Consider the following 14431-nt stretch of genomic DNA (forward strand, 5'->3'; position numbering starts at 1 on the left):
CCTCTATCGGGCCTTCTATCGGGCCCTATGCCGGGTCCTCGGCGTCTCACCGGCCATGATCTTGCGCAGGCAGTCGAGACATCGCGCGCGGGTCGGCCCGATGCTGCCCACCGGCATGCCGAGCGCCTCGGAGATCTCGTGGTAGCTGGGCGGCGGGGTGGCCATGAGCAGGCGAAGCAGCCGCCGGCAGCGCTCGGGCATCAATTCGAACGCCTCCCCGAGCCGTTGCAGCCGCTCGGCCTCCGCGGCAGCCTGCTCGGATTCGAGCACAGCCTGCTCGGGGGACTCGGGGGAGTGGTGGTTCACCCACGGCGACACCGTGTCCAGGTCCTCGACGGGGGTCACCCGCCGGCTCGTGCGGATCAGGCGCAGCGCCTCGTGCCGCGCGGTGCTCGCCAGCCACGCGCCGACCCGTTCCGGATCCTTGATCTTGTGAAGGTTCGAGGTCAGCCGGAACCAGGTGATCTGCCAGACGTCCTCAACGTCGGCGTCGGCGAGGCGGTGCGCGCGGATGACCGACCAGACCAGCGGGGAGAAGCGCTCGACGAGCGCCTCCCAGGCGGAGGCGTCACCACGGGCCGCCGCGTTGACGAGGGCGCTGACGGCACCGCCCGGCTCTCCTCTCGCCGGCTCTCCTCTCGCTTCGCCCGCCTGCGGGCGTGTGATGTCGCAGGGAGCGTGGCTGACCGAGCCGCTGGCCGAATCGTTGTGCACAACCGATGTCCTCAAGGCGGGATGCTCATCGTACGGCGCACAGAGCGCCGCCCGCAGCAGGATCATCGCTTACGGCAGAACCGGCAGCGGAAGTCCGTCGGCGCAGTCCTCCATCACGTGCAGCGAGGCCAGCAGTCGCTCGGCGGCGGCGCGCGCGTCCCTGACCCCGGTCTCCCGCCAGATCCGCGAGGTGAGCGCGGCGATCCGGGCCGCGACGATCGGCGTGGCGAAGGAGGTGCCGCTCCAGGCGGCCATGCCCTCGAACTTGTCCTGGTCGGCCGGGCCGGCCCCGGACAGCGAGCCGGAGCGGGACGGGGTGACGCAGGTGCAGCCCTGGTAGAGCGCGGGCGAGGCGTACCGGCAGGAGGAGAAGGACGAGTGCAGGTATTCGTACACGCCCTGGGCGTAGGCGTTGATCAGCCGCTCGCCGGGCGCGTAGACGCTGACCCAGTCGCCGTGGTTGCTGAAGCAGGCGCGGCCGACGCCGTTCTCCGGGTCCCGCAGCGCGCCCACCGAGACCACGCCCGGGATCGGGCCGGTGCCCATGCCCAGCGCGGCGCCCGCGGCGGGCCCGGCGTAGGCGGCGGGCCAGAACGGGACGTCCTCGCCGTGGTTTCCCGCGGCGGCGACGAGCACGGTGCCGGTGCCCGAGCTCAGCCGCCGGATGAACGGGTCCAGTCCGATCGGCGGGCGCCCGTCCCAGGTCTTCGCCCCGGCCGAGAGGCTGATCACGTCGGGCCACGGCCCGTCCTGCGGCAGCGCGTCGAGCAGGACCGCGCCGAGTCGATCCTCCAGGATGGCGCCCACGTTGACGAGCGCGTTCGACACCGCGACCGACGCGCCGGGCGCGACGCAGCGCAGCACTCCGGCGACGAACGTGCCGTGCCCGGTGTAGTGGCGGATCCGGCCGTTCTGGCCGGGCCGCTGGTCGTAGCCGCCGTCGACGGCGTCGACGCCGGCCAGCCAGGGGTGGGCGGCGATGTAGTCCGGGTCCTCGACGTCCCGCAGCAGGCCGGTGTCGATCACCAGTACGGAGACGTCCTGGCCGTCGGCGCCCTCGGCGTGCGCGGGGAACGGCGCGGTGTCCGCGGCGACCGCGAGCGGTTCGTCGCCGGGGCAGAGGTTGACGGGGGTGATGAACATCAGGTGGTTGGGGGAGACCAGGCCGCGGCCGGGGCGCCCCGCCAGCATGGTGGTGTCGAGGCGGGCCATCGCCTCGGGCACGGGCTCGTCGATGCGTACCTTGGTGACGCCCGGCAGCGGGCTGCCGATCACCTCGGCGCCCGGCACGAGGCTGGAGACGTCGGCGACGACACGGTCGCGGATCAGCAGGCAGCCGCGCTCGTAGACGTATCCGGGGGTCAGGCCCGAGCCCGGGGCCACGCCCGGAGGGCCGACCTCGACGTCGATGCCCGCCTCCCGCACGAGCCGCAGCTGCTCCCAGAATCGCGCGTCGCCATCGCCTGATTCCGGTGGTGTTGTTGTCATTGAAGTGACCTTCCGTGATGGTTGTGGTCCGCTTGCTTAGAGCCACCGGAGGGATTTCTGATACCGCCCATGCCGATTTCGAATGCGGACAGGGTCGCGTGGACACATCGGCAGATCACGTCTAGCATCTCCCCCCGTGACTGGCGACCTGCCGGACATGGTCTTCTCCCGCCCGAAAGTGGCGGTGTCCGCGGCCAGGGCGCTGCTCGGAAGATCGCCGTCCCCTTATGACGCCTCGATCGCGCATCAGGTTCTCGGGATTTTCCAACGGGATTTCGGCGACCTGGAGGAGGCCTTCCGGGAACTGGGGCTCGCGCTGAGGTACGCCCGCCGCTCCCGGTCCTGCGACCGGGAGGCCGACGTGCTGGCCACGCTCGGCGTCGCCCACGTGATGGCGGGCCGTACGGGACGGGGGCTGCGGCGGCTCGACGAGGCCGTGACCAAATCGGGTGCCAAAGTGGGGACCAAACCGGGCACCAAACCCCCAGGAACCAAACCAGGAACCAAACCGGGGGCCGCGTCGGCGGCCAAGCCGGGGAGCAGGCCGGGCGGCAGGACGGCCGGACGGGTGCTGTTCCGGCGCGGCGGCGCGCTGCACATCCTCGGGCGGCACGGGGAGGCGCTCGCCGACCTGCGCAGCGCCGTCCCCCTCCTGCGGGCGGCCGACGACGTGATCTACACGGCGCGTGCGCTCACCCTGCGCGCCCTCATCCACCTCGCCCTCGGCGGCACCGAGGCCGCCGACGCCGACCTCCGCGCGGCCGAGGCCCTGTGGGCCACCACCGACCAGCAGCACGACATCGCCGTCGCCGTGCACAACCGCGGGATCGCCGCCTTCCGGCTCGGGGACCTGCCCGCGGCGCTCGGCCACCTGGAGGACGCGGCCGAGCGCTTCGCGGCGCTCGGCACGCCCGCGCCCGACCTGAGCGCCGACCGGTGCGCGGTCCTGCTCGCCGCCGGGCTGGCCCGCGACGCGCTCGCCGAGGCCGACGAGGCGATCGCGCGGCTCGGCGGCCAGGCCACCCGCCGGGCCGAGCTGCTGCTCATCGCCGCGCGCGCCGCGCTCGCCGCCCACGACCCCGGTACGGCGATCGCCCGGGCGGGCCAGGCGGCCCGGCTGTTCGCCCGGCAGCGGCGCGACTGGTGGCGGGCGCACGCCCGGCTGGTCCTGCTGCAGGCCCGGTTCGCGGCCGGGGACGCGTCCGGGCGGCTCGTCGGCGAGGCCGCTGCGGTCGCGGAGCGGCTGGCCGCGCTCGGGTCGCCGGAGTCGGTGCGCGCCCACCTGCTCGCGGGCCGTACGGCGCTGGCGCTGGGCCGCGCCGCGCGGGCCGACCTGCACCTGGCGCAGGCCGCCCGCGCCCGGCTGCGCGGCCCGGTGATGTCCAGGGCCGAGGGCTGGCTCGCCGAGGCGCTGCGCGCCCACGCCGCCGGGAACACCCGGCGCGTCCTGCACGCCTGCCGACGCGGGCTCGACCTGCTCGACGAGCATCGGCTCACGCTCGGCGCCTCGGAGCTGCGCGCCCTCGCCGCCGCCCAGGGGGCCGAGCTGGCCGCGCTCGCGCAGCGGACCTGCCTCGCCTCCGGCCGATCCCGGGACCTGCTGGCGTGGAGCGAGCGCTGGCGGGCGACTGCGCTCGCCGTGCCGTCGGTGTCCCCGCCGGACGACCGCGAGCTGCGCGGCGAGCTGACCGCGTTCCGTGAGGTGACCGGCCGGCTGGAGAGCGGCAGGGACGGGGGAGCGCCGCCCGCCGCCCTGCTGCGCGAGCAGCGGCGGCTCGAACGCGCGATCCGCGCCCGCACCCTGCGCGTCCCCGGCAGCCGGGGCTCCGACCCCCGCCGCCTCGACCCCGGGGAGCTGCTGGCCGCGCTCGGCTCCCACACCACCCTGGTCGAGATCGTCAGCATCGCCGGCCGGCTGCACGTGCTGGTGTGCGCCTCGGGCCGGGTGCAGCGGTGGGAGGCGGGCACCCTCGCGGAGGCGGTCGGCGAGGTCGAGTACGCCCGCTCCCTGCTGCGCCGCCTCGCCTACGGCCGCCCGCCCGGCCACCGCATCGACGTCCTCGAGGCGACGGCGACCCGGCTACAGGAGGTCCTGCTCGGCCCGGCCGCCCGGCATCTCGGCGACGGACCCGTCGTCGTGGTCCCGCCCGGCCGTCTGCACGGCGTCCCGTGGGCGCTGCTGCCCGCCCTGCGCGACGCCGCCGTCAGCGTCTGCCCGTCCGCCGGGGCCTGGCTGGCGGCCCGCTCCGCCGTACCGCCCCCGCACCGGGACGTCGTCCTCGTCGGCGGCCCCGGCCTGCGCAGCCGCGCCGCCGAACTCCCCGCCCTCGCGGCACGCTACGCCGCTCCCCACTCCGGCGACCGCTCCGAGGCCGTCCCGGGCGACGGCCGTCGTCCGGGTTTCGATCATCCGGTGGGGGCCGGGGGGTCAGGGCCGTCGTCGGCCTCCGGTCGCGTTCCGGACGTCGATCCCCGCTTCGGCGACCGCTCCGAGGCCGTCGCGGACGATGGTCGTCGTCCGGGTTTCGATCATCGGTCGGTGGCTGGGGGGTCAGGGCCGTCGTCGGCCTCCGGTCGCGTTCCGGACGTCGATCCCCGCTTCGGCGACCGCTCCGAGGCCGTCGCGGGCGACGGCCGTCGTCCGGGTTTCGATCGTCCGGTGGGGGCTGGGGGGTCAGGGCCGTCGCCGGTCCCCGGTTGCGTTCCGGACGTCGATCCCCGCTTCGGCGACCGCTCCGAGGCCGTCGCGGACGATGGTCGTCGTCCGGGTTTCGATCATTCGGTGGTGGCCGGGGGGTCAGGGCCGTCGTCGGTCCCCGGTCGCGTTCCGGACGCCGATCCCCGTCCGGGGGCCGAGCCGGAGGCCGGGGACGACCCGCGTCGCGCGTTCGGTCACGGAACCGCCGGACGGGCAAATTTCGGCCTCTCGTCCGGTGGGGTCCCCGAAGCGCGTGCCCGGGTTCTGACGGGCGGTGCGGCGAAGACCGGGGCGGTGCTGGAGGCGATCGACGGGGCCTGGCTGGCGCACATCGCCGCGCACGGGGAGTTTCGGGCCGACAGCCCGCTGTTCTCCTCGTTGCGGATGGATGACGGGCCGCTGACCGTGCACGACTTCGAGCGGCTGCGGCGCGCGCCGTACCGGCTGATCCTGCCGAGCTGTGACTCCGGGCGGCTCGCCTCGGTCGGCGCGGACGAGCTGCTCGGCCTGGCCGCCGCGCTGTTTCCGCTCGGCACCGCCGGGCTCGCCGCCTGCCTGGTGCCGGTGAACGACGAGGCGGTCGTGCCGCTCATGCTCGTCCTGCACGAGCGCCTGGGGGAGGGCGCGACGCTCGCCGAGGCGATGCGCGACGCCAGGCGGAGTGCGTCGGACGACCCTCTGCATCTCGCGACCGGCTGGTCCTTCACGGTGATGGGGGCAGTGTGACACCCACCGGACTCCCGGACGCCCGGCGGGCGCCACACCGCCCATCGGTTCCGGCTCCCTGCCCGGAAGCCGGACCGGCTCTCCCGCTCACCGTGGCGGTGGCGGCGAGGACTTCGCCCGACCCCCTCTGATCTTCGGGCGACGGCCTCGCGTACCTCCCTCCACGGTCGGCGGGCGGCACCCCCGTCGTTGCCCCCGTGATGGCCCCCGTGATGAACCCCGTCGGGAACCCCGCGTGAACCCCGTTGCGGACGACGGCGCGGCCGATGGCGGGGACGACGGTGGGGACGCCGCCGGGCCGGGAGCATCCGCCCGCGGCCGCGGACGGCGTGCCCGGCGTCCGTCGGGCGGTGACGGGACCGCGTGAGGACCGCGCGTGGACCGCGCGGCACCCCCGCGGGTGCGGCGGCGTCCGGCGCCCCGGGCCGGCACGTATCCGTCGGAGGCCCCCGCGGCAACCCCGCCGAATGCGTGCCCGGGTGGCGGACCGGCGTCCGGCACGGGCGGGCGCGGAGCCCGCCGAGGTGCGCGGACGGACCGGGACGCCTGCCCGTGCCGTCGCACGACGACCGGCCGCCGCGCCGCCGGCGGGCGCGCGAACCCGCCGGGCGGGATCGCCGCGCCCTGCCCCACGCCGGGGACGGGACGGGCCGGGCGAGCGGCGCCCACGCGGATGCCGGGGGTGTGAGTTCCGGTCACGCGGGCACCGCTCATGGAGTCGCTCCGGGGGAGAAGGGCCTGGACGACCGCCTCTTCGGCCAGGTTGGGAATTCCCGCCCCGGAGCGACCCCGCGTCACCTCGCCCCGGTCGCCGTCCTGCCGTTCCCCGGACCGCCGGCGGGGCCCGTCGGCGAGTGTCAGGGCCCCGACGGCAGGAGCATGAGGAACATGCATGTACGACTCCCGAGGTGGTGACTTGTCCATACAGAGTCGCCAGGTAGGGGCCTGATACATCACAGATCTCTGGTTTGCGTGGTCTGTCCTCGGGAACGGCGCGGGGAGATGCGCAAGGAGGCGTCGTGACTACTGTGGAGCGACCGCCGAGCCCGGTGGGCGCGCCCGCCAGGCGCGGCACGGGCGCGATCCTCGCCGACTGGCTCTCAACGACCGACCACAAGGTGATCGGCCATCTCTACCTGATCACCTCGTTCGTGTTCTTCCTGATCGCGGGCGTCATGGCGATGGTGATCCGCGCCGAGCTGGCCCAGCCGGGGCTCCAGTTCGTCAGCAACGAGCAGTACAACCAGATGTTCACCATGCACGGCACGCTGATGCTGCTGCTGTTCGCGACCCCGCTGTTCGCCGGGTTCGCCAACGCGGTGATGCCGCTGCAGATCGGCGCGCCCGACGTGGCGTTCCCCCGGCTCAACATGGTCAGCTACTGGCTGTTCCTGTTCGGCGGGCTGATCACGTTGGCGGGCTTCCTCACGCCGGAGGGCTCGGCGGCCTTCGGCTGGACGGGGTACGCGAACCTGTCGTCGCTGACGTACTCGCCGGGAATCGGCCACGACCTGTGGATCATGGGGCTCGCGCTGGCGGGGCTCGGCACGATCCTCGGCTCGGTCAACTTCGTCACCACGATCATCTGCATGCGCGCGCCCGGCATGACCATGTTCCGCATGCCGATCTTCACCTGGAACGTGCTGCTCACCAGCCTGATGGTGCTGATGGCCTTCCCGGTGCTCGCCGCCGCCCTGCTCGTGCTCGCCGCCGACCGCAGGCTCGGCGCGCACATCTTCGACCCCGAGACCGGCGGGCCGCTGCTGTGGCAGCACCTGTTCTGGTTCTTCGGGCATCCGGAGGTGTACGTGGTGGCGCTGCCGTTCTTCGGCATCATCACCGAGGTCATCCCGGTGTTCAGCCGCAAGCCGGTCTTCGGGTACACCGGGCTCGTCGCCGCCACGATCACCATCGCCGGCCTGTCGATGACCGTCTGGGCGCACCACATGTTCGCCACCGGGCGCGTGCTGCTGCCGTTCTTCTCGCTGCTCAGCTTCCTGATCGCGGTGCCGACCGGGGTGAAGTTCTTCAACTGGGTGGGCACGATGTGGCGGGGGCATCTCACGTTCGAGACGCCGATGATGTTCGCGGTCGGGTTCCTGGTGACGTTCCTGCTGGGCGGGCTGACCGGGGTCATCCTCGCCTCGCCGCCGCTGGACTTCCACGTCCACGACAGCTACTTCGTCGTGGCGCACTTCCACTACGTGCTCTTCGGCACGGTGGTGTTCGCGATGTTCGCCGGGTTCTACTTCTGGTGGCCCAAGCTCACCGGGAAGATGCTCAACGACCGGCTGGGAAAGATCCACTTCTGGACGCTGTTCGTCGGCTTCCACCTGACGTTCCTGGTCCAGCACTTCCTCGGGGCGAGCGGCATGCCCCGCCGGTACGCCGACTACTCGGCCGCCGACGGCTTCACCACGTTGAACCTGATCTCCACGATCGGCGCGTTCCTGCTGGGCCTGTCCACGCTGCCGTTCCTGGTCAACCTGTGGTACACCGCCCGCAAGGGCCCCCGGGTCACCGTCGACGACCCCTGGGGCTTCGCCAACTCCCTGGAGTGGGCCACCTCCTGCCCGCCGCCCCGGCACAACTTCAAGCGGCTGCCCGTCATCCGGTCCGAGCGGCCCGTGTTCGACATGCGCTGGGGCCTGCCCGAGCGGATGCAGGTGCCCGAGCGACGAAGATGATCGTCGGAATGACCTCGCGGCCCGCCACTCTCTACGATGACCGTGGCGGACATGTCGGGCGAGAAAGCGGGCGCGAGCGACGGTGGGCGAAACCAGGAGCAAACAGGAGCACACGGCCGCGATCCGGAAGCACAAACGGGTCGCGCTCGTCGTGAACACCCACTCCCGGCGCGGCCGGAACAAGTACTTCTCGGCGCTGCGGGCGCTGGAGTCGGAGGGCTTCCGGCCGCTCGGCACGTTCGCCGTCATGGACCCCCGGCGGCTCCCCGACACCATCGACGCCGCCCTCGGCCTCGGCCCCGACCTGCTGATCGTCGGCGGCGGGGACGGCACGCTGAGCGAGTCGGTCAAGCACGTCGCCGGCACCGACGTCGCCCTCGGCGTGCTGCCGCTCGGCACCACCAACAACTTCGCCCGCAGCCTCGGCCTGCCGCTGGACCCGGCGCGGGCCATCCGCGTGTTCAGCACCGGCAAGGTCGCCGACATCGACCTCGGCATGGCCGGGGACCGGCCCTTCGCCAACCTCACCAGCTTCGGCGTCTCGGTCGAGGTCGCCGGCACCGTCAAGCCGTGGCTCAAGCGCCTGCTCGGCCGCGCCGCCTACCCGCTCACCGCGCTCACCGTGCTCCCCTCGCACCAGCCGTTCCGCGCCGTCATCACCGTCGACGGCCGCCGCCACCAGCTCCTCACCCACCAGCTCAACATCGCCAACGGCCGCTTCCACGGCGGCTGGCAGATCGCCAAGGACATCAGCATCGACAACCACACCCTGGCGGCGTACCAGCTGGGCTCGGGCAAGCGGCTGCGGCTGCTGCTGGAGACGATGATCCGCGCCACCACCGGGCGCTGGCAGAGCCTGGCCGGCGGCCCGTTCGTGACCGGCCACGAAATGCTCATCGAGATCGACCCGCCGATGGCCTCCGACGTCGACGGCGAGGTCCGCCAGCGCACCCCGCTGCTGGTCCGCAGCATCCCCAACGGCCTGCGCGTCATGGTTCCGTCGAACTTCGTCGACACCTGACCGGCTCTGGTCCCGTACGGCCTCCGCCCCCATTCTCTCGGTGTTGCCAATTGACAAATCCATTTGTCTATTGAGACGGTGTGCCCATGGGAACGGGCGTGGACGTGGTGCGCGGGGAGGAACGGCTGCGCGGCAGGCTGTCGCCGCTGCGGCGGCGGCTGCTGGAGGAACTGCGCGAGCCCGCCTCGGCCAGCGAGCTCGCCGCCCGCCTCGGCGAGGGCCGCCAGCGGGTCAACTACCACCTGCGCGAGCTGGAGAAGGGCGGGCTCGTCGAGCTGGTCGAGCTGCGGCCCCGGCGCGGCTTCACCGAGCGCGTCCTGCGCGCCACCGCCGGCGCGGTCGTGGTCGCGCCCGAGGTGGCCGGAGACCTCACCGGCGTCGCCCAGGACCGGTACGCCGTCGACATGCTGCTCGCCTCGGCCGCCCGCACCCTCGGCGACGTGGCGGCGATGCGCGAGCACGCGGACGCCGCGGGCAAACGCCTGATCACTTTCACCGTCGAGGCCGAGGTCGGCTTCGAACGGCCGGCCGACATCGAGCGCTTCGCCGAGGAACTGGCGGCCCGGGTGGCCGAGCTGGCCGAGAAATACGACTCTCCGCGGCGGCGCTACCGGATCGTCGTCGGAGGGTATCCCGCACGCACACCGTCGAAGGAGGGCTGATGATCGAGGGCAGGCCGTACCGGGTGGAGACGGCGATCAACGCGCCGCGCGCGGAGGCGTGGCAGGCGCTGACCGAGCCCGAACGCGTCCGGCGCTGGTTCGGGTGGGACCGCGAGGGCCTCGACGAGGAGATCCGCCTGATCTTCACGGAGAGGGCCAGGCCGGTGCCGCCCGGCCTCATCGAGTGGGGAGATGGGCGGCGCGTCGAGCTGGAGCCCGACGGCCCCCGGGTCATCGTCCGCGCGATCATGCCAGGCCCGCTCGGCGACGCCGACTGGGACGACATCTACTACGACATCAACGGCGACATCAACGGCGACATCAACGGCGACATTCACGGCGACATTCACGGCGGCCGGGAGGAGGACTGGCACGCGTCCTTCGAACAGCTCCGCTTCGTGCTGGAGACCCGGCCGGAGGGCGATCGCCACACCGTTCACCTGTCCGGCGTCGCGCCGGGACCGGACGTCGTCGCCCTGGCCGGGCGGCTCGCGCCGGGCCGGGTGCGGCACCGCAGCCGCCACGTGCTCGCCACCGGCGACGGCCCGCTCGTGGTCGTGCGGGCCACCGCACCGCTCACCACCCTCGCACCGATCCCGATCGCCGTCACGGTGAGCACCTACGGCCTGGACGACGTGGCGTTCAAGACCCTCGCCTACGACTGGGCCGACCACTGGGAGCGGCTCGCCGCCGACGCCGCCGTCACCGCCGTGCCCGGGACCATCTGATGGGCGCGCTGGAGGGCCGGACGGCGCTGGTGACCGGGGGCTCACGCGGAATCGGGCGCGCGATCGTCGAGCGACTCGTCGCCGACGGCGCCGAGGTCGCCTTCGGCTACCGCGCCGCCAAGGACGCGGCGGACCGGACGGCCGAGGCGTGCGGCGGCCGGGCCCACCCGATCCAGGCCGACCTCGCCGACCCCGGCCAGATGCGCCACCTGTACGCCGAGGCCGAACGCCGCCTCGGCGGCCTCGACATCCTCGTGAACAACGCCGCGATCAGCCCGGTCAAAGCGATCGCCGACTGGACCGACGAGGAGTACGACCATGTCATGACCGTCAACGCCAAGTCGGTCTTCGTGGCCATCGGCCTGGCCGCCCGCCGCCTGCGCGACAACGGCCGCATCATCAGTCTGTCCACCCTCAACACCGTGCTGCCCGCGCCGGGCGTCGCCGTCTACGCCGCGAGCAAGGCCGCCGTCGAGCGGTTCTCGTCGGTCGCCGCCCGCGAACTCGGCCCCCGGGGGATCACCGTCAACACGGTCTCCCCGGGAGCCGTCGACACCGACATGCTGCACGGCGCCAACTCCCCCGAGGGTCTCCAGCAGGCGGTGGCCCTCACCGCCCTGGGCCGCCTCGGCCGGCCGGCCGACATCGCCGACGTCGTCGCCTTCCTGGCCGGCCCGGACGCCCGCTGGATCACCGGCCAGAACCTCCGCGTCAGCGGCGGCCTGGTCGTGTGAGGTCCGCCCCGCCGGGCCCGTCGCCGGAACGACCGGGCTCGGCGCCCGGCGGCCTGAAGGAAGCTCGTCTCGGTGGTGGGGTCGGCGCTCGCCCGCACGAAATCTCACTGTCAGTGTCGATGTGCGGGCTAAATGAACAATGGCGGAGAAAAGAGATCCCCAACGGGGTCCTTCAGGCGTGGGTGTGTCGTGCGAAGCCGCTGGTCCGCCAGGTGTGGCCGGTCGCGGTCACGGCCAGGGCCTCCAGACCGTCCTGGTCCTCCACCCACTCCCGGGCCGCCTCGCCCATCGCGAAGGCGGCGGTGGCCATGGAGTCGGTCTCCGTCATGTCGGCGCCGACCAGGGTGATCGAGGCGAGCGCGGTCGGCGGCCGGCCCGTGTGCGGGTCCACGATGTGGGCGCCTCGTTCGGCGGTGCCCGACGTGGCCACGGCCAGGTCGCGGCCGGTGATCACGGCGGCCAGCCTTCCGGGGCGCAGCGGGTGGGCGACGCCGACCCGCCAGGGGCGGCCGGGTTCGGGCTCGCCGCGGAGCCGGACGTCGCCGCCGCCGTTCACGCTGTGCCGTACCAGCCCGGCCTTGAGCAGGATCTGTGAGGCGCGCTCGATCGCCCAGCCCTTGACCATCGCCGAGGGGTCGAGCGCGCCGCCCGGGGTCATGGTGAAGTAGCCGCCGGTGCGTGTCTCGGCCGCGGCGCACCGGTCGAGCACGTCCGCGACGTCCGGCGGGCAGTCCGCCAGGTCGAGTTCGCCCCGGCCCAGACGGCTGATCACGCTGCCGGGACGATAGGTGGAGAACGTCGCGTCCACCTGGTGCAGCCAGGCCACGGCGTCCGCGAGCGCCCGTTCCACGACGCCGGGATCGACGCCGGGATCCTCGCGTACGTCGAAGGAGAAGACCGTGCCCATCACCGGCTCGGCGTGCCGGGTCACAGCCCCGCCCGGTCGAGGGCGCTCTGCAGCGAGCGCATGTAGCCGTCGCTGGTGTACGTCGCGCCGGAGACCACGTCGATCTGGGCGCTCTGCGCGTCGAGGGTCTCCTGGACGAGGATCGGCAGCGCGACCTGGTTGATCTCGATGTCCCGGTGGTTGCCGTCCGGCGCCCGCAGCACCTGGACGTCGACGATGCGGCCACCGCTCACCGAGATCTGGACCTGCACCGGGCCCCACCGGGTGTCGGCCGCGTCCCCGGTGAAGGTCGATCCGGCGGCCTTGCCGGAACCCGAGGAACCGCCACTGGATGTGCCCGTGCCACCGGACGTGCCCGTGCCGCCGGAGGCCGCCGGGAGACCCTCGTCGTCTCCGTCTTCGTCGTGCTCGTCCCTGTCGCCCCCGTCGTCATCGTCGTCATCGTCGCGGCTTCGGAGCCCGAGTCCCAGACCTGACGTCGTACCGCCGCCCTCCCCGGGCGTGATCGCCGAAGGACGATCGGCCACGGCGGACACGTCATGCGGCTTGAAGGACATCAGCAGCGCCAGCCCGATGGCCGTGACGACGATGGCGAATATCGCCCTGCGCATCGAAAACCCCCAGATCAGAATTCGAACGACTCGTGATGGACGCGGCGGCGCGGAACCCCGGCGGCCCGCAGCGCGCGCACCGCCGCCGCGGTCATCCCGGCCGGGCCGCACAGGTAGACGTCGTGGTCGCGCAGCCCGGGCACGAGCGAGGCGAGCGTCTCCGCCGTGAACGGCTCGCCGACCTCCTCGCGTCCGCCCACGCAGTAGCGCAGGCGGACGCCGCGCGCCTCGGCGATCGCCTCCAGCTCCGCGCGCAGGACCAGATCGTCGTAGGTGCGCGCCCGGTACAGCAGCGTCAGATCCCCGGGCCGGGCCGGCAGCGACTCCAGCAGGGCGCGGATCGGCGTGATCCCCACCCCGCCCGCGATCAGCAGCACCCGCTCGCGCCGCCGTCGCGCGGCGGTGAAGGCCCCGTACGGCCCCTCGGCGACCACCCGGGTACCCGGACGCAGCCGCGCCAGCGCCCCGCTGTGGTCGCCCAGCTCCTTCACGGTGATCCGCAGCGACCGGCCGTCGGGCGGCGCGGACAGCGAGTACGGCGTCGCCGTCCACCACAGCCCCCGGGCGAGGAACCGCCAGCGGAAGAACTGCCCCGCCTCGGCGCGCAACCGGCCGAGCCGCCGCCCGGTGATGTACACCGAGACGACCCCCGGCCCCTCGGGGACCACCGCGGCCACCCGGAGGCGGTGCCGTACGGCCTGCCGGATCGGCGCCAGCAGCCGGAACCACGCCACCAGCGCGGCGACGCCGAGATACAGCGCGTACCAGGCGACCTGGGCGAGGCGGCTTCCGACGAACTCCTGCCCGTTGACCAGCACATGCCCGAACCCGAGATAGGCGGCCAGATAGGTGTAGAAGTGCAGGTAGTACCAGGTCTCGTAGCGCAGCCGCCGCCGCGCCGCCCGCGCCGACACCGCGCCGACGCCGACCAGCAGCAGCACGGCCACCGTCGCCTCAAGCACCTCCGGATACGACAGGATGAGCGTGACCGCCTGGTCCACCGGCCCGGTCCGGGCGGGCAGCGCGTACCCCCAGATGGTGAGCAGGGTGTGCGCCACGGCCAGCCCCACCGTGTACCGGCCGCCCCTCGCGTGCCACCGCGCCAGCCGGTCGGAGCCGACGCCGCGCTCCAGCGCCGGGACCCGGGCCATCAGCGCCACCAGCACGGCGATCCCGTAGCCCGCGAGCAGCCCGGTGATCCTTCCCGCGTTGGTGATCCAGTCGGCGAGCGACGCGACGTACGGGGTGTTCTCCCACCACAGGGCGATCACCGCGACCGCTCCGGCTCCGACGGCGGCGAGCACGGCGGACGGCGGCAGGCCGGCCCGCGCCCTCGGCGCCGCGTACCCACCCGGGCCTCGACCCGCGATTCCCCCCGCGCCGCCACCCGATGCGGCGGCCCGGGTCCGCGCCGGTGCGTGCCCTGCCACGGTCATCGTCGCTCCTCTCGTTCCG

The 14431-nt window shown here is 73.5% G+C and carries 11 protein-coding genes; 6 read left to right on the plus strand and 5 right to left on the minus strand.

The genetic code is table 11. From position 1 onward, the window contains the following. Nucleotides 1-15: 15 nt before the first annotated feature. Both AB0K60_RS03050 and AB0K60_RS03055 read right to left on the minus strand, forming a co-directional pair. On the minus strand, nucleotides 16-729 hold the full coding sequence (locus AB0K60_RS03050; RefSeq protein ID WP_364047922.1) for a sigma-70 family RNA polymerase sigma factor: 714 nt from the start codon (nucleotides 727-729) through the stop codon (nucleotides 16-18). Nucleotides 730-783: 54 nt separating this feature from the next. Beyond that, the gene (locus tag AB0K60_RS03055; RefSeq protein ID WP_364047924.1) at nucleotides 784-2202 is read right to left on the minus strand and encodes a S8/S53 family peptidase; all 1419 of its coding nucleotides are present in this window, start codon (nucleotides 2200-2202) and stop codon (nucleotides 784-786) included. 136 nt (nucleotides 2203-2338) lie between these two features. Between AB0K60_RS03055 and AB0K60_RS03060 the strand changes: the two genes are divergently transcribed. The 6 genes from AB0K60_RS03060 to AB0K60_RS03085 all read left to right on the plus strand — a co-directional run bounded on the left by AB0K60_RS03060 (nucleotide 2339) and on the right by AB0K60_RS03085 (nucleotide 11458). Continuing rightward, the gene (locus tag AB0K60_RS03060; RefSeq protein WP_364047926.1) at nucleotides 2339-5626 is read left to right on the plus strand and encodes a CHAT domain-containing protein; all 3288 of its coding nucleotides are present in this window, start codon (nucleotides 2339-2341) and stop codon (nucleotides 5624-5626) included. Nucleotides 5627-6645: 1019 nt separating this feature from the next. Further along, on the plus strand, nucleotides 6646-8313 hold the full coding sequence (gene ctaD / locus AB0K60_RS03065) for a cytochrome c oxidase subunit I (protein WP_364047928.1): 1668 nt from the start codon (nucleotides 6646-6648) through the stop codon (nucleotides 8311-8313). Between the two features lie 82 nt (nucleotides 8314-8395). Next, nucleotides 8396-9334 carry a diacylglycerol kinase family protein gene (locus tag AB0K60_RS03070; RefSeq protein WP_364047930.1) on the plus strand — a complete coding sequence of 313 codons (939 nt, stop codon included), beginning with the start codon at nucleotides 8396-8398 and terminating at the stop codon, nucleotides 9332-9334. Nucleotides 9335-9420: 86 nt separating this feature from the next. Further along, on the plus strand, nucleotides 9421-9996 hold the full coding sequence (locus AB0K60_RS03075) for a helix-turn-helix domain-containing protein (protein ID WP_364048153.1): 576 nt from the start codon (nucleotides 9421-9423) through the stop codon (nucleotides 9994-9996). Continuing rightward, nucleotides 9996-10724, plus strand: coding sequence for a hypothetical protein (locus AB0K60_RS03080; RefSeq protein ID WP_364047932.1), 729 nt, complete (start codon nucleotides 9996-9998; stop codon nucleotides 10722-10724). The genes AB0K60_RS03075 and AB0K60_RS03080 overlap by 1 nt, the downstream gene beginning before the upstream one ends. Next, nucleotides 10724-11458 carry an SDR family oxidoreductase gene (locus tag AB0K60_RS03085; RefSeq protein ID WP_364047934.1) on the plus strand — a complete coding sequence of 245 codons (735 nt, stop codon included), beginning with the start codon at nucleotides 10724-10726 and terminating at the stop codon, nucleotides 11456-11458. Before AB0K60_RS03080 ends, AB0K60_RS03085 begins: the two co-directional genes overlap by 1 nt. 172 nt (nucleotides 11459-11630) lie before the next feature. On the opposite strand, the gene AB0K60_RS03090 is transcribed toward AB0K60_RS03085, so the two are convergent. From AB0K60_RS03090 to AB0K60_RS03100, 3 genes are read right to left on the minus strand one after another with little or no spacing between them, the layout of a single operon-like run. Then, nucleotides 11631-12389, minus strand: a complete 759-nt coding sequence (locus AB0K60_RS03090; protein ID WP_364047936.1) for an FAD:protein FMN transferase — start codon at nucleotides 12387-12389, stop codon at nucleotides 11631-11633. After that, a complete protein-coding gene (locus tag AB0K60_RS03095; RefSeq protein WP_364047938.1) occupies nucleotides 12386-12976 on the minus strand; it encodes an FMN-binding protein in 591 nt (196 codons plus the stop codon). The genes AB0K60_RS03090 and AB0K60_RS03095 overlap by 4 nt, the downstream gene beginning before the upstream one ends. 14 nt (nucleotides 12977-12990) lie before the next feature. Further along, the gene (locus AB0K60_RS03100; RefSeq protein WP_364047940.1) at nucleotides 12991-14412 is read right to left on the minus strand and encodes a ferredoxin reductase family protein; all 1422 of its coding nucleotides are present in this window, start codon (nucleotides 14410-14412) and stop codon (nucleotides 12991-12993) included. Between the last annotated feature and the right edge of the window lie 19 nt (nucleotides 14413-14431).

It is taken from the genome of Thermopolyspora sp. NPDC052614, from assembly GCF_040678635.1.
Classification (GTDB): domain Bacteria; phylum Actinomycetota; class Actinomycetes; order Streptosporangiales; family Streptosporangiaceae; genus Thermopolyspora.